The following is a 23,638-nucleotide window of genomic DNA, read 5'->3' on the forward strand; positions in this document are numbered from 1 at the left end:
CCCGCCCCGCACAGAAGAGGTGAACCCATGACCGTACGGGCCGCCTGGCTCCACTCCACCGGCCAGACCCGCGAGGACACCCGGCTGGCGCTGTCCGCGCTGCTCACGCCCAACGGGCAGAGCGCCGCGGAGACTCCGCTGCGCTCGCGGCCCGGCATCGTGCCCGGCGGGCTCGTGCTGACCGGCACCGCGGCGATGCAGTGCTCGATCGGCACCGGCCGGGCCGTCGTCCAGGGCGTCGACACCGCCCAGGGCGCGTACATGCTCGCGGTGACCGCCCCCGAGATCCTGACCCTCGCGGACGGCGACCCGCAGTTCGGCCGGATCGACCTGATCGAACTGGCCGTGCTGGACGACGCGTACGACCGCAGCGGCGCGACGGACGCCGTCGTCCGGGTGGTCAGGGGCACCCCCTCGGCCACCCCGGTCGTACCCTCCTCGGGCCCCGGCAGCGCCTTCCCGCTCTACACCGTCTCCGTGCCGGCCGGCACCTCGGCCGGCACCGGCGGCGTGGCGTGGACCACCCCGGGCGTCGTCACGACCCTGCACTACCCGATGACGGCGCTCGGCGGGATCATCCCGACCAGCGGCTTCAAGGGCGCCTACACCGGCCAGTACCGGGACGTCGCCGGGCTGCTCCAGCGCTGGGACGGCTCGGCCTGGGTGTCGTACGCGAAGCCCATCGGCGGCATCGCCCCGCACGGCACCATGACGACCGGCGGCTACACCGGCCAGTACCGCGACAACGCGGGCGTCCTCCAGCGCTGGGACGGCTCGGCCTGGCAGTACGCCGAGGGCAAGGCGGCCGTCCTGTTCAGCGCCTCGCAGACCGCCATGCAGAGCGTGCCGGCGAGCACCTGGACGCCGATCACCCTCCAGTACGTCGACATCGACGACTTCACCGGCTGGAACGGCACCGACAGCTTCGTCGTCCCGCGCACCGGCTGGTGGCGGGTCTCCGGCCATGTCGCCTGGAACGGCGACTCCGCCAACGGCGCCCGCGGCGCCCGGGTCACCCTCGGCGGCGTCGGCGTCCCCCGGATGACCTGGCTGGCCCCGGCGTCGGCCAGCGCCGTCACCGTCGGCGGGCAGGGGCTGATCAAGCTCACCGCGGGCAACGTCCTTCAGCTCGCCGGCTACCACAACCACACCGCCGCCGTCCGCACCCTCGGCGGCTCGGGCTACTCCAGCAACCTGTCCGCCCAGTGGATCAGGTCCTGACCGCCCCTCCCACCGCACCTCCCGATTGGAGCAACCCCCATGGCACTGCGCAGCAGCTGGGTCGCCGAGACCGGCCAGACCCGCGAGGACACCCGCCTCACCCAGGTCGGCGCGACGACGATGGTCAACCCCGTCCAGGTCCGGTCCGGCATCCTCGCGGGCTCGTACGACGGCAAGAACCGGATGGCCGGCTTCTGGATGGACAAGGCCTCCGCCATGACGGCGACGGTCTCCGAGGGCCGGGCCGTCATCCAGGGCGACATCTCCCAGGGCGTCTACCCGGTGGCCCTGCCCTCCTCCGAGCAGGTCACCTTCGCCGCGGGCGACGCCCAGTACGGCCGGATCGACCTGGTCGTCCTGAGGGTCTACGACAACCTCTACGACGGCAGCACCCGCAACGAGGCCAAGGTCGAGATCGTCCGGGGCGTCCCCGGCCAGGCTCCCAAGGCGCCGGCGGCCCCGGCGCGCAGCCTCCCGCTGTACGAGGTGACGGTCCCGGCCGGCGCCAGCGCGGGCAACGGCGGCATCCCGTGGAACACCTCCCTGAAGGACCTGCGCACCCCGGTCGTCTCCCTCGGCGGCATCCTCCCGGTCGACGGCCCGGTCCTGCCGGGCGCCCACCCCGGCCAGTACCAGGACACCGCCAACAACCAGTTCCAGCGCTGGGACGGCGGCAAGTGGGTGGCCTACCCGGAGGCGGTCGGCGGCATCGTGCCGAGCTCGGCCTCCACCCTCCAGGGCAGCTACACCGGCCAGTACCGGGACGGCGCGGGCGGCGAACTCCAGCGCTACGACGGGGCGACCTGGCGGCCGGCGTTCCCGGGCCCGTTCTACGCCGACCTCACGGACGCGGGCTACACCACCTCGACCACGTACACGAGCACCCTGCTCGACACGACCCAGGGCCCGATCCAGGTGTCCTTCGTCGCCCCGGCGTCGAAGGCCGTCATCGTCAACTTCGGCGCCCGGATGCGGTCCCACAAGGACTACTACGGATACCTCGCGCTGAGGCTCACGCAGGGCGCCACCGTCGTCCAGGAGCCGGACGACGAGTACGCGGTGGTCGGCTCGAACGAGAACTTCAGCACGCTGTCGATGAACCGGCGCCTGTCGGGCCTCACCCCGGGCCTCACCTACACCTTCACCCTCCACTACCGGCTCGTGGCCAACAGCGCGGGCGCCCAGTCCTGGTACGACAACGCGTTCGTCCGCGTCGACCCGCAGTACTGACCCCCGGCGCCCCCGGCCCACCCACCGACAGGAGTCCCCCATGCCCGTACGTTCCGGATGGCTGATGCCCACCGGGCAGACCCGCCAGAACACCCGCATCACCAACATCGGGGCCACCACCCCCGTCAACCCGCTCGGCGTCAGGTCCGGCGTCCTGCCCGGCACGTACGACGGCAAGTTCCGCGTCGGCGGCCTGTGGATGAGCTCCACCGGCCCGATGACGGCCACCGTCTACCACGGCAAGGCCGTCGTCCAGGGCGGCACCACCGACGGCGCCTACCCGGTCGCCCTCGACGAGGACATCACGATCACCTTCGCCGACGGCGACCCGCTCAACGACCGCGTCGACCTGGTCGTGGTGCGCGTCTACGACAACGACGTGGACGCCCTCGGCCGGTTCGAGGCCGGCGTCGAGATCGTCAAGGGCACCCCGGCGGCCGCCCCCGTCGCCCCGACCGCGCCCGCCCGCTCCCTCACCCTGTTCACGGTGAAGGTGAAGAAGGGCGCCTCCGCCGGCACCGGCGGCATCGACTGGGCCGGCGGTGCCTCCACCGACCTGCGCACCACGACCGTGTCCGCCGGCGGCATCCTGCCCGTCTACAACAACGCGGGCGTCCCCGGCTCCTACCCGGGCCAGTACCAGGACAACGACAACGCCCACTTCCTCCAGCGCTGGGACGGCACCCTCTGGGTCGCCTACCCGAAGGAGATCGGCGGCATCGCGCCCAGCGGCACGATCACCACCGGCAGCTACACCGGCCAGTACCGCGACTACAACGGCGGCCAGCTCCAGCGCTGGAACGGCAGCACCTGGGTGGTCTACCAGCCGCCGGTCGAGGTGGAGACCACGACCTCCGGGGCCACGGCCCTGGCCAACTGGTCGCTGGTCTCCTTCAGCGGCCGCCGGACCAAGGGCGGCCTGTGCACCATCACGGTCACCGTCACCCGCAGCGGCGCGCAGGTCAACGCGGACAGCGCGGGCAACATCACCGACGAGCCGCTGTGCACCCTGCCCGCCGGCTGGCGCCCCTCCATGGACTTCGAGGCCTCGGCCAGCGACGGCTTCGGCGACGGCGGCGCCAACATCACCACCGGCGGCCAGGTCAACCTGCGCACCTGGTCCTCCAACGGCGCCCTCGCCGCGGGCCGGAACATCCGCGTCTCCGCCACCTACGTCCTGTAAGGAGGTCCCCGATGGCCATCGACACGCCCTACCGGGCGATCTTCTGCGACCTGCTCACCGACCAGACGCTGGACATCCTCCCGCTGCGGGACGTCTCCTTCGACGACTACATCGGCAAGGCCGGCTCGCTCTCCGGCACGATCCCCATCCCCGACCAGGCCATCGCCGACCGCGTGAAGAAGGTCCGCGAGGGCCGCACCTCGGTCTACCTGGAGCGCGGCGGCGACCTGTGGTGGGGCGGCATCGTCTGGACGAGCACCCTCCAGTCCAGCGGCCGGGGGGTGCTGACCCTCGGCATCCAGGCCGCCACCTTCGACTCGTACGCCGGACGCCGCCGCATCCGGACCGACATCACCTACGACACCCCCACCGACCAGGTGGAGATCGCCCGCCGGCTCTGGCGCGAGCTCGACGTCCAGTCCTACCCCGACGCCCCCGAGGGCGAGGACCCCCGCCGCCTCGGCATCACCTTCGGCGACGAGATCCCCAAGTTCCGCAAGACGGCCTCCTGGCGCAAGGGCGACGAGACCGTCTACCTGGAGGCGCTCGACCAGCTCGCCTCCACCGAGGACGGCTTCGAGTACCAGATCCTCGTCTACCGCGACCCGGTCACCGGCTCACGGATCCGGCAGCTCCGCCTCGGCGAGCCCAAGATCGTCACCGGCGCGACCGACCTGGTCTTCGACCGGCCCGGCGTCATCCTGTCGTACTCCTTCCCGTACGACGCCACCCGCGGCGGCACCACCGCCCTGGCCCGCGGCGCCTCCACCAACGCCAACGCGGCCGCCGAGTCCCGGCCGATCTTCTCCACCCAGCAGTACGCCAGCGACCTGCTCGTCGACGGCTGGCCGCTGATCGACCTGTCCTCGGACCACAACGAGATCACCGACCCGCTCGCGCTCGACTCGGTGGCCGCCACGGAACTCAAGCAGGCCCGCGGCGCCGTGGTGATCCCGTCCGTCTCCATCCACCTCGGCGGGATCGTCCCGCCGGCGCTGCTCGGCCGCGTCGCCCGGATCCGGATCACCGACGAGTGGTACTCCCAGGGCCTGGACGCCCGCTACCGCATCGTCGGCGTCAAGGTCACCCCGCCGGAACGCGGGCGTCCCGACACCGCCGAGCTCTACCTCGAGGAGGCCTGATGCCCCAGCTGCCCGAGGACATCATCGACCGGCTCAACCAGATGGAACGCCGGATCAAGGCCCTGTCCACGGCCGTCAACACCCGCCCCGCCGTCAACGAGTTCCGCCCCGCGCAGACCGGCGGCGTCACGATCACCCGGCCGCTGTTCCGGATCTTCGACGGCTACGACCACGAGATCTTCGCGGACGACATCCTGACCGGCGGCCTGGCCCGGCCCTGGCTCCAGCTGATGCCGCCGCTGGTCAGCGACCCGGCCAAGTGGCCGTCGACCAGCTCCCCCACCTTCGTCACCATCGCCCGCTGCATGAACCCCGTCTGGCAGCCGAAGCTGCGGCTCTCCCTCGCCACGGCGGCGTCGAGCGGCGGCACCGGCCAGGTGCGGGTCCTCGTCGACAACGTCCCGTTCGGCCCCACGGTCACCGCGGGCACCACCTACAACAACCTCGGCCTGCTGCCGGGCGACATGAAGACCCGCTTCGGCCAGACGATGACGATCGAGATCCAGGCCATGGCGAGCGCCGGCACGGTCTACGCCCAGCCGCTTCTCATCCACGGCGCCCAGACCTGACCCCCGAGGAGCACCCATGAACATCGACCCCACCCAGCCCTGGGGCGTGGCCATCGACTACGCGGGCCGCGCCGTCGTCACCGAGGACGCCCACACCCTCACCGTGCGCGTCTACGACAACAGCATGGGCTACACCCTCCAGCGCGACCCGGTGACCGGGCAGTACCCCTCGGTGTACGTGACCGCCGAGGTCACCGAGCGGGGCACCGGCGACACCTTCCTGCGCGGCTCCGCCCTGATCGTCGTGGACGCCCGCGACGGCGTCCCGGCCGTCCCCGACCAGACCGCCGTGCAGCGCGCGGTCACGGCGGCCCTGGCCGACTTCGAGACCCGCCGGGCCGCCTTCGCCGCCCTGTGCGCGACCTGGGCCCCGCCCGAGCCGCCGGTCCCGGCCCCGTAACGCCGCCCGAGCCCCGTCCCGTACGCCCGCCCGACCGGATCTCCGGCGGGCCTTTTTCATGTCCGGAGGACACCAGATGGCCACTCCCCTGACCGCGGACCGGCTCGTCGCCGCACTCCGCGCCGAAGGCGTCACCGTCGTCGAACACCCCGGCTGGCGCACCCACCACCGCAACCACGTCGGCGCCTGGGGCCCGGTCACCGGCGTGATCGTCCACCACACCGTCTCCGCCGGCACCGCCCACACCGTCCAGATGTGCTTCGACGGCTACGAGGGACTCCCGGGCCCGCTGTGCCACGGCGTCATCGCCAAGGACGGCAGCGTCCACCTCGTCGCGAACGGCCGCGCCAACCACGCCGGCGGCGGCGACCCGTCCGTCCTGCGGGCCGTGACGAGCGAGACGTACGGCGACCGGCCGCCCGCCCCGCGCGAGCACCAGGGCAGCTCCGGCGCCGTCGACGGCAACTCCCGCTTCTACGGCTTCGAGTGCGTCAACCTCGGCGACGGCACCGACCCCTGGCCGCCCGCCCAGCTCGACGCGATCGAACGGGTCTCCGCCGCCCTGTGCCGGGCCCACGGCTGGGGGGCCCGCTCGGTCATCGGCCACAAGGAGTGGTCGGACTGGAAGGACGACCCCCGCGGCTTCGCCATGCCCACGATGCGCGACCGGGTCCAGGCCCGGCTGAACAAGGCTCCCGCCAGGCCCGCCCCCGATTCCGGGAAGCCCGCCACCCCGCGCCTCCAGCCCTTCCCGGGCACCTCGTTCTTCCGCGGCGAGACGAGCTCCCCGGTCATCACCGCCATGGGCCGCCGCCTCGTCGCCGAGGGCTGCTCCGCGTACACCGTCGGCCCCAGCCCCCGCTGGAGCGAGGCCGACCGGCTCAGCTACGCCAAGTGGCAGCACAAGCTCGGCTTCCGCGGCACCGACGCCGACGGCATCCCGGGCGCCGCGTCCTGGAACGCGCTGAAGGTCCCCCACACGAAGTGACCCAGAGGAGCAGACCGATGTCCGATGCCGCCAAGCGCACGGCCCGAACCGTCCTCCAGTCCGCCGTCGGCATCGCCGTCGTGCTCCCCGCCCTCGTCGACGCCTCCGGCGTCCCCGCGACCCTCCCCTGGGTCGCCGGGGCCTTGGCCGTCGCCGGCGGACTGGCCCGGGTGATGGCCCTCGACGCGGTGCAGAACCTGCTGCCGTCCTGGCTGCGCCCCACCCCGGGAGGTGCCGATGACCGAGCCTGAGCCGAACGACCCGGTCGCCGTCGCCATCGAACTGGAGCGGCTGCGCGGCACCCTGGAGGCCGGCTTCGCCCGGGTCGACGGCTCCCTCGCGCTGCTCGTGCAGCGCAGCGACCAGACCGACCGCCAGCTCGCCGACCACGAGGCCCGCCTGGACGCCCTGGAGCGCGCCCGCTGGCCGCTGAGCAGCATCGCCGCGCTCACCGCGAGCGCCGGACTGCTCGTCGCGGTCTGGGAGCTGGCCGCCCGATAGCCGGGTACGCCGAAGGGCGGCCACCCCCGTGGGGGTGACCGCCCTTCGGTCATGCGCTCTTACTGGTTGTACGGACCGTAGTCGTAGTCCTCCAGCGGCACGGCCTGGCCGGAGCCCGAGCCGAACGGCGAGTAGTCGATGTCGTCGTAGCCGACGGCCGAGTACATCGCGGCCTTGGCCTCCTCGGTCGGCTCGACCCGGATGTTGCGGTAGCGGGACAGACCCGTACCGGCCGGGATGAGCTTACCGATGATGACGTTCTCCTTGAGGCCGATGAGGCTGTCGGACTTGGCGTTGATCGCCGCGTCCGTCAGAACTCGGGTCGTCTCCTGGAAGGACGCCGCCGACAGCCACGACTCGGTGGCGAGCGAGGCCTTGGTGATACCCATCAGCTGCGGACGGCCGGAGGCGGGGTGACCGCCCTCGGTGACCACACGACGGTTCTCGGTCTCGAACTTCGACCGCTCGACCAGCTCGCCCGGCAGGAGCTCCGCGTCGCCGGACTCGATGATCGTCACGCGGCGCAGCATCTGCCGGATGATGATCTCGATGTGCTTGTCGTGGATCGACACGCCCTGCGAGTTGTAGACCTTCTGGACTTCGCCGACCAGGTGGACCTGGACCGCGCGCTGACCGAGGATCCGGAGCACGTCGTGCGGGTTGGTGGCACCCACGGTGAGCTTCTGGCCCACCTCGACGTGGTCGCCCTCGCCCACGAGCAGACGGGCACGCTTCGAGATCGGGAACGCCGTCTCGTCGGTGCCGTCGTCCGGGGTGACGACGATCTTCTTGGTCTTCTCGGTCTCCTCGATGCGGACGCGACCGGCCGCCTCGGAGATCGGGGCGACACCCTTCGGCTGCCGCGCCTCGAAGAGCTCGACGACACGGGGCAGACCCTGGGTGATGTCGTCACCGGCCACACCACCGGTGTGGAAGGTACGCATCGTCAGCTGGGTACCGGGCTCACCGATGGACTGGGCGGCGATGATGCCGACCGCCTCACCGATGTCGACCAGCTTGCCGGTGGCGAGCGAACGGCCGTAGCAGAAGGCACAGGTGCCGACCGCGGACTCACAGGTCAGGACCGAACGGGTCTTGACCTCCTCGACGCCCGCGTTGACCAGGGCGTCGATGAGCACGTCACCCAGGTCGACGTTGGCCGGCGCGATGACCTTGCCGTCGACGACGACGTCCTCGGCGAGCATCCGCGCGTACACGGAGGTCTCGACGTCGTCCGTCTTCCGCAGGACACCGGCCTCGTCCTTGGCCGCGATCCGCAGCTTCAGACCGCGCTCGGTGCCACAGTCCTCCTCGCGGATGATGACGTCCTGCGAGACGTCCACCAGACGACGGGTCAGGTAACCCGAGTCGGCGGTACGCAGGGCGGTGTCGGCGAGACCCTTACGGGCACCGTGCGTGGAGATGAAGTACTCGAGGACGGTGAGGCCCTCGCGGAACGACGCCTTGATGGGACGCGGGATCGTCTCGTTCTTGGCGTTGGACACCAGACCACGCATACCGGCGATCTGACGCATCTGCATCATGTTTCCTCGGGCACCCGAGTCGACCATCATGAAGATGGGGTTCGTCCGCGGGAAGTTCGCGTTCATCGCCTCGGCGACCTCGTTGGTCGCCTTGGTCCAGATCGCGATGAGCTCCTGCGTGCGCTCTTCCTTGGTGATCAGACCGCGCTCGTACTGCTTCTGGACCTTCTCGTCCTGCGCCTCGTAGCCCTTGACGATCTCCTTCTTCGCCTCGGGAACGACGACGTCGGAGATGGCCACGGTGACGCCGGAGCGGGTCGCCCAGTAGAAGCCGGCCGCCTTCAGGTTGTCGAGCGTCGCCGCCACGATGACCTTGGGGTAGCGCTCGGCGAGGTCGTTGACGATCTCGGAGAGCTGCTTCTTGCCGACGGAGTAGTCGACGAACGGGTAGTCCTCGGGCAGCAGCTCGTTGAAGAGCGCGCGGCCCAGGGTCGTCCGCAGACGGAAGGTGTCGCCCTGCTGCCACTCGGCCGCGCCGACGTGGTCGTCGCCCTCCTCGGAGACCGGGGGGGTCCAGCCGCGCGGAGCGACGGTGCCGACGGGGAAGCGGATCTCGATCTCCGACTGGAGCGCGAGCTCGCCGGCGTCGAACGCCATGATCGCCTCGGCCGTGGAGCCGAACGCGCGGCCCTCGCCCTTGGTGTCACGGAGCTCACCGTCGGTGGTCAGGAAGAACAGACCGAGGACCATGTCCTGGGTCGGCATCGTGACCGGACGGCCGTCGGCCGGCTTCAGGATGTTGTTCGAGGACAGCATCAGGATGCGGGCCTCGGCCTGCGCCTCCGCGGAGAGCGGCAGGTGGACGGCCATCTGGTCACCGTCGAAGTCCGCGTTGAACGCGGTGCAGACGAGCGGGTGGATCTGGATGGCCTTGCCCTCGACCAGCTGCGGCTCGAAGGCCTGGATGCCGAGGCGGTGCAGCGTGGGCGCACGGTTCAGCAGCACCGGGTGCTCGGCGATGACCTCTTCGAGGACGTCGTACACGACCGTGCGGCCGCGCTCGACCATCCGCTTGGCGCTCTTGATGTTCTGCGCGTGGTTCAGGTCGACCAGGCGCTTCATCACGAACGGCTTGAAGAGCTCCAGCGCCATGGCCTTCGGCAGACCGCACTGGTGCAGCTTGAGCTGCGGGCCGACGACGATGACGGAACGCGCCGAGTAGTCGACACGCTTGCCGAGCAGGTTCTGACGGAATCGACCCTGCTTGCCCTTCAGCATGTCGCTGAGGGACTTCAGCGGACGGTTGCCGGGGCCCGTGACCGGGCGACCGCGACGGCCGTTGTCGAAGAGGGCGTCGACCGCCTCCTGGAGCATCCGCTTCTCGTTGTTCACGATGATCTCGGGGGCACCGAGGTCGAGCAGACGCTTCAGACGGTTGTTGCGGTTGATCACGCGGCGGTACAGGTCGTTCAGGTCGGAGGTCGCGAAGCGGCCACCGTCCAGCTGCACCATCGGACGCAGGTCCGGCGGGATGACCGGCACGCAGTCGAGAACCATGCCCTTGGGGCTGTTCGCGGTCTGAAGGAACGCGGAGACGACCTTGAGGCGCTTGAGCGCACGGGTCTTCTTCTGGCCCTTGCCGGTGCGGATGATCTCGCGGAGGCGCTCGGCCTCCTCGTCGAGGTCGAAGGACTCCAGGCGCTTCTGCAGCGCCGCGGCACCCATCGAACCGTCGAAGTACGTGCCGAAGCGGTCACGCAGCTCGCGGTAGAGGAGCTCGTCGCCCTCCAGGTCCTGGACCTTGAGGTTCTTGAAGCGCGACCAGACCTCGTCCAGACGGTCGATCTCGCGCTGCGCGCGGTCGCGCAGCTGCTTCATCTCGCGCTCGGCACCCTCGCGCACCTTGCGGCGCACGTCGGCCTTGGCGCCCTCGGCCTCCAGCTCGCCGAGGTCGTTCTCGAGCTTCTTGGCGCGGGCCTCCAGGTCGGAGTCGCGACGGTTCTCGATCTGCTGGCGCTCGACGGAGACGTGCGCCTCCAGCGAGGGCAGGTCACGCGTACGACGCTCGTCGTCGACGTACGTGATCATGTACGCCGCGAAGTAGATGACCTTCTCGAGGTCCTTCGGGGCGAGGTCGAGCAGGTAGCCGAGGCGCGAGGGAACGCCCTTGAAGTACCAGATGTGGGTGACGGGAGCGGCGAGCTCGATGTGGCCCATCCGCTCGCGGCGCACCTTGGCGCGGGTGACCTCGACGCCACACCGCTCACAGATGATGCCCTTGAAGCGGACGCGCTTGTACTTGCCGCAGTAGCACTCCCAGTCCCGGGTCGGACCGAAGATCTTCTCGCAGAAGAGTCCGTCCTTCTCGGGCTTGAGCGTGCGGTAGTTGATGGTCTCCGGCTTCTTGACCTCGCCGTGGCTCCACTGACGGATGTCGTCAGCGGTGGCCAGACCGATCCGGAGCTCGTCGAAGAAGTTGACGTCGAGCACTATGCGTCAATCCCTCTCAGGGTTGTAAGGCTTTGGGGTCTGATACGGGGGTCCTGGGGCCGGCCGGGGACTCGGCGGTGAAATCGCCGAGCCCCCGACCGGACTCCCGTCAGACCTCTTCGACGCTGCTCGGCTCGCGCCGGGACAGGTCGATGCCGAGCTCCTCCGCTGCGCGGAAGACGTCCTCGTCGGTGTCGCGCATCTCGATGGACATGCCGTCCGAGGACAGCACCTCCACGTTGAGGCACAGGGACTGCATCTCCTTGATGAGCACCTTGAAGGACTCGGGGATGCCGGGCTCAGGGATGTTCTCGCCCTTGACGATGGCCTCGTAGACCTTCACGCGGCCGGTCACGTCGTCGGACTTGATCGTCAGCAGCTCCTGGAGGGCGTACGCGGCGCCATAAGCCTCCAGCGCCCACACCTCCATCTCACCGAAGCGCTGGCCACCGAACTGGGCCTTACCACCCAGCGGCTGCTGGGTGATCATCGAGTACGGGCCGGTCGAACGCGCGTGCAGCTTGTCGTCGACCAGGTGGTGCAGCTTGAGGATGTACATGTACCCGACGGAGATCGGGTCCGGGAACGGCTCGCCGGAGCGGCCGTCGAACAGCCTCGCCTTACCGGTCGGGAGCACCATGCGCTCGCCGTCGCGGTTCGGGATGGTGTGGTTCAGCAGGCCCGCGAGCTCGTCCTCACGCGCACCGTCGAAGACCGGGGTCGCGACGTTGGTGCCGGGGGCGACCTGGTCGGCGCCGATCGCCTGGAGGCGCTGCGCCCACTCGTCCGCGAGACCGGAGACGTCCCAGCCGCGGCTGGCGAGCCAGCCGAGGTGGATCTCCAGGACCTGTCCCGGGTTCATTCGGGACGGGACACCCAGCGGGTTGAGGATGATGTCGACCGGGGTTCCGTCCTCCAGGAACGGCATGTCCTCGATCGGGAGGATCTTCGAGATGACGCCCTTGTTGCCGTGACGGCCGGCGAGCTTGTCACCGTCGGTGATCTTGCGCTTCTGGGCGACGTAGACGCGGACCAGCTGGTTCACGCCCGGGGGAAGCTCGTCGCCCTCCTCGCGGTCGAAGACGCGGACACCGATGATCTTGCCGATCTCGCCGTGCGGCACCTTCAGCGAGGTGTCACGGACCTCACGGGCCTTCTCACCGAAGATCGCGCGGAGCAGGCGCTCCTCCGGCGTCAGCTCGGTCTCACCCTTGGGCGTGACCTTGCCGACGAGGATGTCGCCGGCGACGACCTCGGCACCGATACGGATGATGCCGCGCTCGTCGAGGTCCGCGAGGACCTCCTCGGAGACGTTCGGGATGTCCCGGGTGATCTCCTCCGGGCCGAGCTTGGTGTCACGGGCGTCGACCTCGTGCTCCTCGATGTGGATCGAGGAGAGGACGTCGTCCTGCACGAGGCGCTGCGACAGGATGATCGCGTCCTCGTAGTTGTGGCCCTCCCACGGCATGAACGCCACGAGGAGGTTCTTGCCGAGCGCCATCTCGCCGTCTTCGGTGGCGGGACCGTCGGCGAGGACCTGGCCCTCGATGACGCGGTCGCCCTCGTCCACGACGACCTTCTGGTTCACAGAGGTGCCCTGGTTGGAGCGGGAGAACTTGTGCAGGCGGTACGTGATGTACGTGCCGTCGTCGTTGGCGACCGTGATGTAGTCGGCCGACAGCTCCTGGACGACACCGTCCTTCTCGGCCTTGAGCACGTCGCCGGCGTCGGTGGCGCAGCGGTACTCCATGCCGGTGCCGACGAGCGGGGCCTCCGACTTAATCAGCGGGACGGCCTGACGCATCATGTTCGCGCCCATGAGGGCACGGTTGGCGTCGTCGTGCTCGAGGAACGGGATCATGGCGGTCGCGACCGACACCATCTGGCGCGGCGAGACGTCCATGTAGTCCACGTCCGACGGCTCGACGTAGTCGACCTCGCCGCCACGCTTGCGGACCAGGACGCGCGGCTCGGTGAACTGCAGGTCGTCGTTGAGCGCGGCGTTGGCCTGCGCGATGACGAAGCGGTCCTCCTCGTCGGCGGTGACGTAGTCGACCTCGTCGGTGACCTGGCCGTCGACGACCTTGCGGTACGGCGTCTCGATGAAGCCGAACGCGTTGACGCGGCCGTACGAGGCGAGCGAACCGATCAGACCGATGTTCGGGCCTTCGGGGGTCTCGATCGGGCACATGCGTCCGTAGTGGGACGGGTGCACGTCTCGGACCTCGAAGCCGGCCCGCTCACGGGACAGACCACCGGGACCCAGCGCCGAGAGACGACGCTTGTGCGTCAGACCCGACAGCGGGTTGTTCTGGTCCATGAACTGCGACAGCTGGCTGGTGCCGAAGAACTCCTTGATGGAGGCGACGACCGGCCGGATGTTGATCAGGGTCTGCGGCGTGATCGCCTCGACGTCCTGGGTGGTCATCCGCTCGCGGACGACGCGCTCCATACGAGCCAGACCCGTGCGGACCTGGTTCTGGATGAGCTCGCCGACGTTGCGCAGACGACGGTTGCCGAAGTGGTCGATGTCGTCGGTCTCGACGACGATCTCGTTGCCGTTCTCGCCGGTCGTCTCGGTCTCGCCCGCGTGGAGCTTGACCAGGTACTTGATCGTGGCGATGACGTCGTCGGTGGTGAGCACGCCGGCGTCCAGCGGCTCGTCCGCGCCGAGCTTCTTGTTCACCTTGTAGCGGCCGACCTTCGCGAGGTCGTAGCGCTTCGGGTTGAAGTAGAGGTTCTCGAGCAGCGTCTGAGCGGCCTCACGGGTCGGCGGCTCGCCCGGACGCAGCTTGCGGTAGATGTCGAGCAGCGCGTCGTCCTGGCCCTGGGTGTGGTCCTTCTCCAGGGTGGCGCGCATGGACTCGTACTCGCCGAACTCCTGCAGGATCTGCTCGGTGGTCCAGCCGAGAGCCTTGAGGAGGACGGTGACGGACTGCTTGCGCTTGCGGTCGATGCGGACACCGACCAGGTCGCGCTTGTCGATCTCCATCTCCAGCCAGGCACCCCGGGACGGGATGATCTTGGCGGAGAAGATGTCCTTGTCGGACGTCTTGTCGATCGACGAGTCGAAGTAGACACCGGGCGAACGGACCAGCTGCGACACCACGACACGCTCGGTGCCGTTGATGACGAAGGTGCCCTTGTTCGTCATGAGCGGGAAGTCGCCCATGAAGACCGTCTGGGACTTGATCTCGCCGGTCTCGTTGTTGGTGAACTCGGCGGTGACGAAGAGCGGGGCGCCGTACGTGAAGTCACGGTCCTTGCACTCGTCGATCGAGTTCTTCGGCGGCTCGAAGCGGTGGTCGCGGAAGGTCAGCGACATCGACCCGGAGAAGTCCTCGATCGGGGAGATCTCCTCGAAGATCTCCTCCAGACCGGACTTCCTGGGGACGTCCTGTCCCGACTCAAGGGCAGCCTCGACGCGAGCCTTCCAGGCGGCGTTGCCGAGCAGCCAGTCAAAGCTCTCGGTCTGCAGCGCGAGGAGGTTCGGAACCTCGAGGGGCTCCTTGATCTTTGCAAAGGAGATGCGCAGCGGGGCGGTGCTTGCGCCGTTGTTCGTATTGGTCGAGGCGTTGCGCGAGGCGGCCAAGAGGGGGTCCTTCCGAGGGCTCGGACTCACTACGCGCGTACCGGTCCCCTGCATCGCTTCACGGCAGACTTTTCCTGAGATGGCCGAAGAGCCAGGTCAGACGGGGTCGGTCCGAGCAGCGGATGCGAAGGTATGCCCCTGGTGACGGGCAGGGGGCAGCTAACAGGCAGCGCAAAGGGTCAGTGTAGCCACTTGGCTCACTGATGTCCAGGGCGAATAATTCGCGACCCTCGTTGCTCTCAACTCCGCGGTACCTCGCGCCGTGCGGCGCACCTCGATACTGCCCGTTCAGTCGTCGATCCATGCCTCGGATACGGATCGTTGTGACGACGCGTCCTGAGAATTGCGCGCTGCGTGCGGTTCGTCAAGACCCGCCGGTCTGCGGGGCGCACGGCGAAGATCACCATACTCCGCATCCCGCGCCCCTCAAGCCCCTCGCCACGCCCGTCCCGGGAACGCCGAAAGGCGACCACCCAGAAGGGTGATCGCCTTTCGCTGCCCCCGCGTTACACGGGGGCAGGAGTCAGCTACAGCGACTCGAAACGGTCTTACTTGACCGTGACGGAGGCGCCGGCGGCCTTGAGGGACTCGGCAGCCTTCTCGGCGGCCTCCTTCGCGACCTTCTCGAGGACCGGCTTCGGGGTGCCGTCGACGAGGTCCTTGGCCTCCTTGAGGCCCAGGGAGGTGAGCTCGCGCACGACCTTGATGACCTGGATCTTCTTGTCGCCGGCACCCTCGAGGATGACGTCGAACTCGTCCTGCTCCTCGACGGCCTCGGCACCGGCGACCGGGGCACCCGGGCCGGCAACGGCGACGGCCGCGGCGGCGGTGACGTCGAACTTCTCCTCGAAGGCCTTCACGAACTCGGAGAGCTCGATGAGGGTCATCTCCTCGAACTGGGCGAGGAGGTCGTCCTGAGAGAGCTTCGCCATGATGGGCGATCCTTCCACTAATCTCGGCAGGTGCCGATGTGTCTAGAGAGGCGGGCGTAACGGCCCGCTACGACCCGCGCACTAGGCGGCGCGGATCAATGCGCGAGCCGAATTACTCGGCACCGCCCTGCTCGGCGAGCTTGACGCGAAGCGCTTCCGCGGTGCGGACGAACTTCGACGGCAGCGCCTGGAAGAGCGAGGCAGCCTGAGACTGCTTGCCCTTGAAGGCACCGGCCAGCTTGCTGAGCAGAACCTCGCGGGACTCGAGGTCCGCAAGCTTCTTGATGTCGTCGGCGGAGAGAGCCTTACCGTCAAGGACACCGGCCTTGATGATGAGGTTCGGGTTCTCCTTGGCGAAGTCACGCAGGGCCTTCGCCGACTCCACCGGGTCACCGGTGACGAAGGCGACCGCGGTCGGACCAGCGAAGTGCTCGTCCAGTGCGGTGATCCCGGCCTCGTTGGCCGCAATCTTGGTCAGCGTGTTCTTCACCACGGCGTACTGGGCGTTCTCACCGAGAGAGCGACGCAGCGTCTTGAGCTGCGCGACGGTGAGACCCCGGTACTCGGTCAGCACGGCGGCGTTGGAGCTCTGGAACGCGTCCTTGAGCTCGGCCACCGATGCAGCCTTGTTGGGCGTCGGCATAGTGCGTCGGCCTCCTTCCGGGTGATGAGGACCGCTCAGAAGGGGGCTGGACAATACAAAACGCCCCGGGCGCAGGCGCACGGGGCTTTGCTCGACCGGGCAATGAAGTCCGGGAACACTTCCACAGTCACCTGCGCGGGTCGTCCGTTGTCAGCGGATCCTTCGGCCACCGCACCCGGTAGGGGCACAGCAACGACCAGCGGTCTTTGGCTTCTGGGGAAGCGTACGTGACGGGTACGGCTCCGGGCAAATCAGCCCTGGCCGAGCTCCTTCAGCATCGCGAAGAGGTCCACGGTGTCCTTGGCCGGCGGGGCCGCGACGGCGGCCTTGGTGCCGTAGTCGCTGTAGTCGGCGCGCATCCGCATCGTGCCCTGGGCCATGGTCATGCCGACGTCCATCCGGGCCGGGTAGCCCTCGTCGCTGACCCAGAGCTCGGTCTCGTAGCCCTTGAGGCCCGCCTTCTTCACGTTGGCGATGAGCTTGTCGTGGTCCTCCCTGGAGAGGAGCTTCGACGACTCGTTGGCCTTCAGCATCTGCTCGATGGTGAGCGTGCCCTTGTAGTGCTGGGTCTCCATGCCGTTGACCTTCTCGGCACCGACGTGCTTCAGGTCCGGGGAGTCCAGGAGCAGGGCGAGCTGCTGGGCCGGGTCCTGGTTCATGTTGTCCAGGCCGCCGGTCATCTGCTTCTGCAGCGCCTTGTCGCCGGAGGCCTCGGCCGCGGCCTTCATGTCGAGCTTCATCCAGCGCTTGCCGTCCATCTCGGCGGCCTGCGCGGCACCCATGTCCATGTACATGACCTGGTCCAGCATGATCATGCGCATCTGCTCCGGGCCGCCGGGGTTGCCCGCGGCCAGCATGGAGCCCTTCATGGTGATGTCCATGACGGCCGGGGACCAGCCCTGGACGCCGGTCATCTCGACGGTGCCCGACCCCTCGGGGACACCGGCCATGGTCATGGTCATCTTGACCTTGGCGGCCTTGGCGGCCGAGGTCTTCTCGTACGCGGCCTGGATGACCTTGCTGGCCTCCCCCTGGCCCTGCTGTGCGGGGGCGGCCTTGGCCCCCTGCTTCTCGGGTGCCGACTTGGCGTCTCCGCCGTCCTGACAGCCCGCGACGCCCGTCACGACGGCCATGGCCGTCAGGGCGACGCCCGCACTCTTCCATGCGGACTTGTTCATGAGCGTTCCCCACCCTTGATCAGTTCTTTGCGGTCTTTTGAACCGTAGCAAAAAGCCGGCCCCGCACCTTCGAAAGGTGCGGGGCCGGCCTGACCACTCAGTGAACCGGTGAGGTTCAGACCGCGGCCGGGTCCTCCTCGACGAGGAGGTTCCGGGTGCGGTTGGAGTCCAGCGGGATGCCGGGGCCCATCGTCGTGGTGATGGTCGCCTTCTTGATGTAGCGACCCTTGGCGGCGGACGGCTTCAGACGGAGGATCTCCTCCAGCGCCGCGGCGTAGTTCTCGACCAGCTTCGTCTCGTCGAAGGAGACCTTGCCGATGATGAAGTGCAGGTTCGAGTGCTTGTCGACGCGGAACTCGATCTTGCCGCCCTTGATGTCGTTGACAGCCTTCGCGACATCGGGGGTGACGGTGCCGACCTTGGGGTTCGGCATGAGACCACGCGGGCCGAGGACGCGGCCGAGGCGGCCGACCTTGCCCATGAGGTCCGGGGTGGCCACCACGGCGTCGAACTCGTTCAGGCGGTTGCCCTTGGAGATCTCGTCGATGAGCTCGTCGGAGCCGACGATGTCGGCGCCCGCGGCGATCGCGGCCTCGGCACGGTCACCGGTCGCGAAGACCAGGACCCGGGCGGTCTTGCCGGTGCCGTGCGGAAGGTTCACGGTGCCACGGACCATCTGGTCGGCCTTGCGCGGGTCGACACCCAGGCGGAAGGCGACCTCGACGGTGCCGTCGAACTTCGTGGTGGCGGTGTCCTTGGCGAGACGGACGGCCTCGAGAGGAGCGTAGTTACGCTCGCGGTCGATCTTGGCGTCCGCAGTGCGGAGAGCCTTGCTGCGCTTCAACTTCTTCTCCTGTTGGTTCAGGTGTGGAGTCGTGGTGCGGGCCGGCGCTGGCCCTACCACTAGGTCACGAGGGGGGTGATCAGCCCTCGACCGTGATGCCCATGGAGCGGGCGGTGCCAGCGATGATCTTGGACGCGGCGTCCAGGTCGTTGGCGTTGAGGTCGGGGAGCTTGACCGTGGCGATCTCGCGGACCTGGGCGGCCGTGAGCTTGGCGACCTTGGTCTTGTGCGGCTCGCCGGAGCCCTTGTCCACACCCGCGGCCTTGAGGATCAGCTTGGCGGCCGGCGGAGTCTTGGTGATGAAGGTGAAGGTGCGGTCCTCGTAGACCGTGATCTCCACCGGCACGACCATGCCACGCTGCGACTCGGTCGCGGCGTTGTAGGCCTTGCAGAACTCCATGATGTTGACGCCGTGCTGACCGAGCGCGGGGCCGACCGGCGGGGCCGGGTTCGCCGCACCGGCGTTGATCTGGAGCTTGATAAGCCCCGTGACCTTCTTCTTCTTGGGAGGCATTGCTCTCTCCGGGTCCTAGTGAGAGTGTTCAGCCCGCCATCCGGTCATCCGGATGGAGGCATACCGCACAACGATAACGGGTATAGACGTGCGGCTAAAAACCGAGCAGGTCAGAGCGGCTGCGACAGCCACTCTGACCTGGTCGGAAGACGGTGAGATCAGTTCTTCTGGATCTGGTCGAAGCTCAGCTCGACCGGGGTCTCGCGACCGAAGATCTCGACGAGGCCCTTGACCTTCTTCGAGTCGGGGTTGATCTCGTTGATCGTGGCCTGGAGGGTCGCGAACGGGCCGTCGGTGACGGTGACCGAGTCGCCGACCTCGAAGTCCAGGACCTGGACCTCCAGCTTGCGGGCGGGAGCCGGCTTGCCCTCGGCCTCGGCGGCCTCGCGGGCGGCCTTCTCCTCGGCCTCCGGGGCCAGCATCTTGACGATCTCGTCCAGGGTCAGCGGGTACGGGTCGTAGGCGTTGCCCACGAAGCCGGTGACGCCGGGGGTGTTGCGGACGACGCCCCAGGACTCGTTCGTCAGGTCCATGCGGACGAGGACGTAGCCGGGGAGCTTGTTCTGCTTGACGTTCTTCCGCTCGCCGCCCTTGATCTGGACGATCTCTTCCTCGGGGACCTCGGCCTGGTAGATGAAGTCCTCGACGTTGAGCGAGACGGCACGCTGCTCGAGGTTGGCCTTCACGCGCTTCTCGTAGCCCGCGTAGGTGTGGATGACGTACCACTCGCCGGGGAGGGTGCGGAGCTCCTCGCGGAGCGCGGCGACCGGGTCGACCGGGGCGGCCGGCTCGGCCTCCTCCTCGGTCTCTTCCTCGGCGTCCTCGACCTCGTCGGCGACGACGGTCTCGTCCTCGTCGTCCCCGGCGGTCTCGTCCTCGTCGCTCTCGGCGGCCTCTTCGGCCTCGACGTCCTCGTCCGCAGCGTCCTCAGCAGCGTCGACCTCGACGTCCTCGACGTCCTCGTCGGCGGCCTCGACGATGTCCAGCTCGTCCTCGGCGGACTCGGACTCGAAGGCGTCGTTCAGGTTCGCGTCAGACACGGTGGCTGCTTCTTCCTGCGATACAGATGGGTGGAACAAAAAGTCAGCCGAAGACGTACTTGACTGCTTCCTGGAAGCCATAGTCAATCACGGTGACAAGGCCGATCATGATGACGACGAAGACAATCACCACGGTGGTGTACGTCGACAGCTGGCTGCGCGTGGGCCAGACGACCTTGCGGAGCTCGGCGATGATCTGGCGGTAGAAGAGCGCGAGACGGCCCAGAGGGCCCTTCTTTCCGCGCTTCCCGCCCTTGCGGGACTTCTTCTTCGACTCTGCGGTCTCGTCGTCGGCATCAGGCATGTCGATGGAGCCTACGGCGTCCGTCACGATCTCTCACCTGATTCCGGGTCGGCCGTGCCGCGCCCGGGATGGAGCCGCACGGCGGTGCAATGAAGTACGTACATGCGCACAACACCTGGCGGTGTGTGTAGCAGGGCCGGAGGGACTTGAACCCCCAACCGCCGGTTTTGGAGACCGGTGCTCTACCAATTGAGCTACGACCCTTTGTCGGTGTCCCCCAACGTACCGCATCCTGAGATGCGGTCGGTGCGGGCCAACGAGGAGTGAGCATACGTGGTCATGGGCCCCTACGTCGAACAGAAAGCACGCCGACCTGCCGTCGGAAGCGCGTACGACCGGGATTGACCGTTCCTGTCCGCTCCGTGAAACCTGTGTGCCGGGCTCCGAGGCGGTCTGGGACCATGGCCGCATGAGCGCTGCTACCCCTCCCACCGAGCGTCGGGTCTCCGCCCGGATCGGTGCGATCTCCGAGTCCGCCACCCTCGCCGTCGACGCCAAGGCCAAGGCCCTCAAGGCCGCCGGGCGCCCGGTGATCGGTTTCGGCGCGGGTGAGCCCGACTTCCCGACCCCGGACTACATCGTCGACGCGGCCGTCGAGGCCTGCAAGAACCCGAAGTACCACCGCTACACGCCGGCCGGCGGCCTGCCCGAGCTGAAGGCCGCGATCGCCGCCAAGACGCTGCGCGACTCCGGCTACGAGGTCGACGCCTCCCAGGTCCTGGTGACCAACGGCGGCAAGCAGGCGATCTACGAGGCCTTCGCCGCGATCCTCGACCCGGGCGACGAGGTCATCGTCCCGGCGCCGTACTGGACGACGTACCCCGAGTCGATCCGTCTCGCGGGCGGCGTCCCGGTGGAGGTCGTCGCCGACGAGACCACCGGATACCGGGTGTCCGTGGAGCAGCTGGAGGCGGCCCGCACGGAGCGGACCAAGGTCGTCCTCTTCGTGTCGCCCTCGAACCCGACCGGCGCGGTGTACAGCGAGGCGGACGCCGAGGCGATCGGCCGCTGGGCCGTCGAGCACGGCCTGTGGGTGCTGACGGACGAGATCTACGAGCACCTGGTCTACGGCGACGCGAAGTTCACCTCGCTGCCGGCGATCGTGCCCGAGCTGCGCGACAAGTGCATCGTGGTGAACGGCGTGGCGAAGACGTACGCGATGACGGGCTGGCGCGTCGGGTGGATCGTCGGCCCGAAGGACGTCGTCAAGGCCGCGACGAACCTCCAGTCGCACGCCACGTCCAACGTGAGCAACGTGGCGCAGGTCGCCGCGCTCGCCGCCGTCTCCGGGAGCCTGGACGCGGTCGCCGAGATGCGCACCGCCTTCGACCGCCGCCGGCAGACGATCGTGCGCATGCTGAACGAGATCGAGGGCCTCTACTGCCCCACGCCGGAGGGCGCGTTCTACGCGTACCCGTCGGTGAAGGGCCTGCTCGGCAAGGAGATCCGCGGCAAGCGCCCGCAGACCTCGGTCGAGCTGGCCGCCCTGATCCTGGACGAGGCCGAGGTCGCGGTCGTGCCGGGCGAGGCCTTCGGCACCCCGGGCTACCTACGCCTGTCGTACGCCCTCGGTGACGAGGACCTGGTGGAGGGCGTGTCCCGGATCCAGAAGCTGCTCGCCGAGGCGACGGACTGATCCTCCTGACTGACGGGCCCCCGGTTCTCCGGAACCGGGGGCCCGTTTTTGCGTTCTAGCAAGGTCCCGATCGGGGAAAGGGACTGCATTCGTCCGTTCGAGTGCGGCAGTATCGGCCAATGGAGCACGTACGCGATCTCACCCTGTTGCCCAAGGCCCACCTGCACCTGCACTTCACCGGTTCGATGCGGCCCACGACGCTGCTCGAACTGGCCGACAAGTACGGCGTGCACCTCCCGGAGGCGCTCAAGAGCGGTACGCCTCCCCGGCTGCGGGCGACCGACGAGCGCGGCTGGTTCCGCTTCCAGCGGCTCTACGACCTCGCCCGCTCCTGCCTGCGCTCCCCCGAGGACATCCAGCGGCTCGTCCGGGAGGCGGCCGAGGAGGACGTCAGGGACGGCTCGGGGTGGCTGGAGATCCAGGTCGACCCGACCTCGTACGCCCCGCACCTCGGTGGCCTGATCCCGGCCCTGGAGGTCATCCTCGACGCGGTCGACGCGGCCTCGCGGGAGACCGGGCTCGGGATGCGGGTGCTGGTCGCGGCGAACCGGATGAAGCATCCGCTGGAGGCGCGGACGCTGGCGCGGCTCGCGGTGCGCTTCGCGGACCGGGGGGTGGTCGGCTTCGGGCTCTCCAACGACGAGCGGCGGGGCATGGCCCGGGACTTCGACCGGGCCTTCGCGATCGCGCGCGACGGCGGTCTGCTCGCGGCCCCGCACGGCGGCGAGCTGACGGGGCCCTCGTCCGTCCGGGACTGCCTGGACGATCTGCGGGCGGCGCGGGTCGGCCACGGGGTGCGGGCGGCGGAGGACCCCCGGCTGCTGCGGAAGCTCGCGGAGCGGGGCGTGACCTGCGAGGTGTGCCCGGCGTCCAACGTGGCTCTCGGGGTGTACGAGAGGCACGAGGACGTGCCGCTGCGGACGCTCTTCGAGGCCGGGGTGCCGATGGCGCTGGGCGCGGACGACCCGCTGCTGTTCGGCTCGCGGCTCGCGGCGCAGTACGAGATCGCCCGCCGGTACCACGGGTTCACGGACGCGGAGCTGGCAGAGCTGGCCCGTCAGTCGGTGCGGGGTTCGGCGGCGCCCGAGGGCGTGCGGGCGAAGCTGCTCGCGGGGATCGACGACTGGCTCAGCTGATGCCCCGGAGCAGGGTGCGGGCGAGTGCGCGGGCGAAGTCGTCGAGGGAGTCCGGCGGCCTGCGGTCGGGGGTCGTCTCCCAGGCGAACGAGCGCTGCACGCAGGCCCCGAGGAGCAGGGACGCGGCGGCGACCGGGTCGGCGTCGGGTCCGATGCGCCCGTGCCGCTGCTCGGCGCGGAGGTAGGCGGCGAGGCCCTCGATGGGCTTGTGGGGGCCCATGCCGTACGTGCGCATGGCCTCCTCGTGGCGCCGTTTGAGCTGGGGCTCCGCGTACAGGGAGGCGACGATCGGGAAGGTCTGCTCGTAGAAGAGCGCGGCCTGCCGGGCGACCTCGACGAGGTTCTCCTCGACGGTGCGGCCGCCGGGGTCGTGGGCGAGCGTGCCGAGCAGTCCGCCGAGCTGGGGCAGCCGCTCGTTCAGGACGGTCAGGAAGAGCTCTTCCTTGCTGCTGAAGTACTTGTAGAGCGCGGCCTCCGAGCAGCCGGCCGCCCTGGCGATCTCCTTGGTGGTGGTGCGGGCGAGCCCCACCGTCCGCATGAGGTCGCGGGCGGCGTCGACGATCCGGGTCCGGGTCGGCCTCTGTTCCATGCATCCTCCAGCCACGCTTGAC

General features: G+C 69.0%; 21 protein-coding genes and 1 tRNA gene. 11 read left to right on the top strand and 11 right to left on the bottom strand.

What is annotated here, in order from left to right:
- Nucleotides 1-27: 27 nt before the first annotated feature.
- The 9 genes from ACFYXU_RS04690 to ACFYXU_RS04730 all read left to right on the top strand — a co-directional run bounded on the left by ACFYXU_RS04690 (nucleotide 28) and on the right by ACFYXU_RS04730 (nucleotide 7,234).
- A complete protein-coding gene (locus ACFYXU_RS04690; protein WP_389407473.1) occupies nucleotides 28-1,221 on the top strand; it encodes a hypothetical protein in 1,194 nt (397 codons plus the stop codon).
- 39 nt (nucleotides 1,222-1,260) lie between these two features.
- A complete protein-coding gene (locus tag ACFYXU_RS04695; protein ID WP_376507479.1) occupies nucleotides 1,261-2,451 on the top strand; it encodes a hypothetical protein in 1,191 nt (396 codons plus the stop codon).
- Nucleotides 2,452-2,491: 40 nt separating this feature from the next.
- Complete coding sequence (locus tag ACFYXU_RS04700; RefSeq protein WP_389407474.1) at nucleotides 2,492-3,634, top strand: hypothetical protein; 1,143 nt, start codon at nucleotides 2,492-2,494, stop codon at nucleotides 3,632-3,634.
- Between the two features lie 11 nt (nucleotides 3,635-3,645).
- The gene (locus ACFYXU_RS04705) at nucleotides 3,646-4,776 is read left to right on the top strand and encodes a hypothetical protein (RefSeq protein WP_376507476.1); all 1,131 of its coding nucleotides are present in this window, start codon (nucleotides 3,646-3,648) and stop codon (nucleotides 4,774-4,776) included.
- Nucleotides 4,776-5,345 carry a hypothetical protein gene (locus tag ACFYXU_RS04710; RefSeq protein WP_329854450.1) on the top strand — a complete coding sequence of 190 codons (570 nt, stop codon included), beginning with the start codon at nucleotides 4,776-4,778 and terminating at the stop codon, nucleotides 5,343-5,345. Before ACFYXU_RS04705 ends, ACFYXU_RS04710 begins: the two co-directional genes overlap by 1 nt.
- 16 nt (nucleotides 5,346-5,361) lie before the next feature.
- On the top strand, nucleotides 5,362-5,745 hold the full coding sequence (locus ACFYXU_RS04715; RefSeq protein WP_329854451.1) for an ATP-binding protein: 384 nt from the start codon (nucleotides 5,362-5,364) through the stop codon (nucleotides 5,743-5,745).
- Between the two features lie 76 nt (nucleotides 5,746-5,821).
- Nucleotides 5,822-6,733, top strand: a complete 912-nt coding sequence (locus ACFYXU_RS04720; RefSeq protein ID WP_376507475.1) for a peptidoglycan-binding protein — start codon at nucleotides 5,822-5,824, stop codon at nucleotides 6,731-6,733.
- Nucleotides 6,734-6,750: 17 nt separating this feature from the next.
- Complete coding sequence (locus ACFYXU_RS04725; RefSeq protein WP_329854454.1) at nucleotides 6,751-6,984, top strand: hypothetical protein; 234 nt, start codon at nucleotides 6,751-6,753, stop codon at nucleotides 6,982-6,984.
- On the top strand, nucleotides 6,971-7,234 hold the full coding sequence (locus ACFYXU_RS04730) for a hypothetical protein (protein ID WP_361393234.1): 264 nt from the start codon (nucleotides 6,971-6,973) through the stop codon (nucleotides 7,232-7,234). The genes ACFYXU_RS04725 and ACFYXU_RS04730 overlap by 14 nt, the downstream gene beginning before the upstream one ends.
- Before the next feature lie 59 nt (nucleotides 7,235-7,293).
- Here the strand turns inward: ACFYXU_RS04730 and ACFYXU_RS04735 are convergent, their stop codons facing one another.
- The 10 genes from ACFYXU_RS04735 to ACFYXU_RS04780 all read right to left on the bottom strand — a co-directional run bounded on the left by ACFYXU_RS04735 (nucleotide 7,294) and on the right by ACFYXU_RS04780 (nucleotide 20,459).
- Nucleotides 7,294-11,208 (bottom strand): DNA-directed RNA polymerase subunit beta', encoded by a 3,915-nt coding sequence (locus ACFYXU_RS04735; RefSeq protein WP_329854458.1) that lies wholly within the window; start codon nucleotides 11,206-11,208, stop codon nucleotides 7,294-7,296.
- Between the two features lie 109 nt (nucleotides 11,209-11,317).
- The gene (rpoB, locus tag ACFYXU_RS04740) at nucleotides 11,318-14,800 is read right to left on the bottom strand and encodes a DNA-directed RNA polymerase subunit beta (protein WP_329854460.1); all 3,483 of its coding nucleotides are present in this window, start codon (nucleotides 14,798-14,800) and stop codon (nucleotides 11,318-11,320) included.
- Nucleotides 14,801-15,348: 548 nt separating this feature from the next.
- Nucleotides 15,349-15,732 (bottom strand): 50S ribosomal protein L7/L12, encoded by a 384-nt coding sequence (rplL, locus tag ACFYXU_RS04745; RefSeq protein ID WP_073910766.1) that lies wholly within the window; start codon nucleotides 15,730-15,732, stop codon nucleotides 15,349-15,351.
- A gap of 112 nt (nucleotides 15,733-15,844) precedes the next feature.
- Nucleotides 15,845-16,375: a 50S ribosomal protein L10 gene (gene rplJ / locus ACFYXU_RS04750; RefSeq protein ID WP_030687887.1), complete on the bottom strand. Its 531-nt coding sequence runs from the start codon at nucleotides 16,373-16,375 to the stop codon at nucleotides 15,845-15,847.
- A 251-nt stretch (nucleotides 16,376-16,626) separates the two neighbouring features.
- Entirely contained in the window at nucleotides 16,627-17,553 is a 927-nt protein-coding gene (locus tag ACFYXU_RS04755) for a hypothetical protein (protein ID WP_389456484.1), read from the bottom strand.
- A gap of 115 nt (nucleotides 17,554-17,668) precedes the next feature.
- On the bottom strand, nucleotides 17,669-18,397 hold the full coding sequence (gene rplA, locus ACFYXU_RS04760; RefSeq protein WP_329854465.1) for a 50S ribosomal protein L1: 729 nt from the start codon (nucleotides 18,395-18,397) through the stop codon (nucleotides 17,669-17,671).
- Nucleotides 18,398-18,476: 79 nt separating this feature from the next.
- Nucleotides 18,477-18,911: a 50S ribosomal protein L11 gene (gene rplK / locus ACFYXU_RS04765; RefSeq protein WP_015035536.1), complete on the bottom strand. Its 435-nt coding sequence runs from the start codon at nucleotides 18,909-18,911 to the stop codon at nucleotides 18,477-18,479.
- A gap of 158 nt (nucleotides 18,912-19,069) precedes the next feature.
- A complete protein-coding gene (gene nusG / locus ACFYXU_RS04770) occupies nucleotides 19,070-19,951 on the bottom strand; it encodes a transcription termination/antitermination protein NusG (RefSeq protein ID WP_329854467.1) in 882 nt (293 codons plus the stop codon).
- A 43-nt stretch (nucleotides 19,952-19,994) separates the two neighbouring features.
- Entirely contained in the window at nucleotides 19,995-20,282 is a 288-nt protein-coding gene (gene secE, locus ACFYXU_RS04775; protein WP_329854469.1) for a preprotein translocase subunit SecE, read from the bottom strand.
- 104 nt (nucleotides 20,283-20,386) lie between these two features.
- Nucleotides 20,387-20,459, bottom strand: a tRNA-Trp gene (locus ACFYXU_RS04780).
- A gap of 205 nt (nucleotides 20,460-20,664) precedes the next feature.
- Here ACFYXU_RS04780 and ACFYXU_RS04785 point away from each other — a divergent pair.
- Nucleotides 20,665-21,891, top strand: a complete 1,227-nt coding sequence (locus ACFYXU_RS04785; RefSeq protein ID WP_329854471.1) for a pyridoxal phosphate-dependent aminotransferase — start codon at nucleotides 20,665-20,667, stop codon at nucleotides 21,889-21,891.
- Nucleotides 21,892-22,010: 119 nt separating this feature from the next.
- On the top strand, nucleotides 22,011-23,027 hold the full coding sequence (locus tag ACFYXU_RS04790) for an adenosine deaminase (RefSeq protein WP_329854472.1): 1,017 nt from the start codon (nucleotides 22,011-22,013) through the stop codon (nucleotides 23,025-23,027).
- Here ACFYXU_RS04790 and ACFYXU_RS04795 read toward each other — a convergent pair.
- The gene (locus tag ACFYXU_RS04795) at nucleotides 23,020-23,616 is read right to left on the bottom strand and encodes a TetR/AcrR family transcriptional regulator (protein ID WP_376507472.1); all 597 of its coding nucleotides are present in this window, start codon (nucleotides 23,614-23,616) and stop codon (nucleotides 23,020-23,022) included. The two genes, ACFYXU_RS04790 and ACFYXU_RS04795, sit on opposite strands and share 8 nt — an antisense overlap.
- Between the last annotated feature and the right edge of the window lie 22 nt (nucleotides 23,617-23,638).

Source organism: Streptomyces sp. NPDC002232 (assembly GCF_042890295.1).
Lineage (GTDB): Bacteria > Actinomycetota > Actinomycetes > Streptomycetales > Streptomycetaceae > Streptomyces.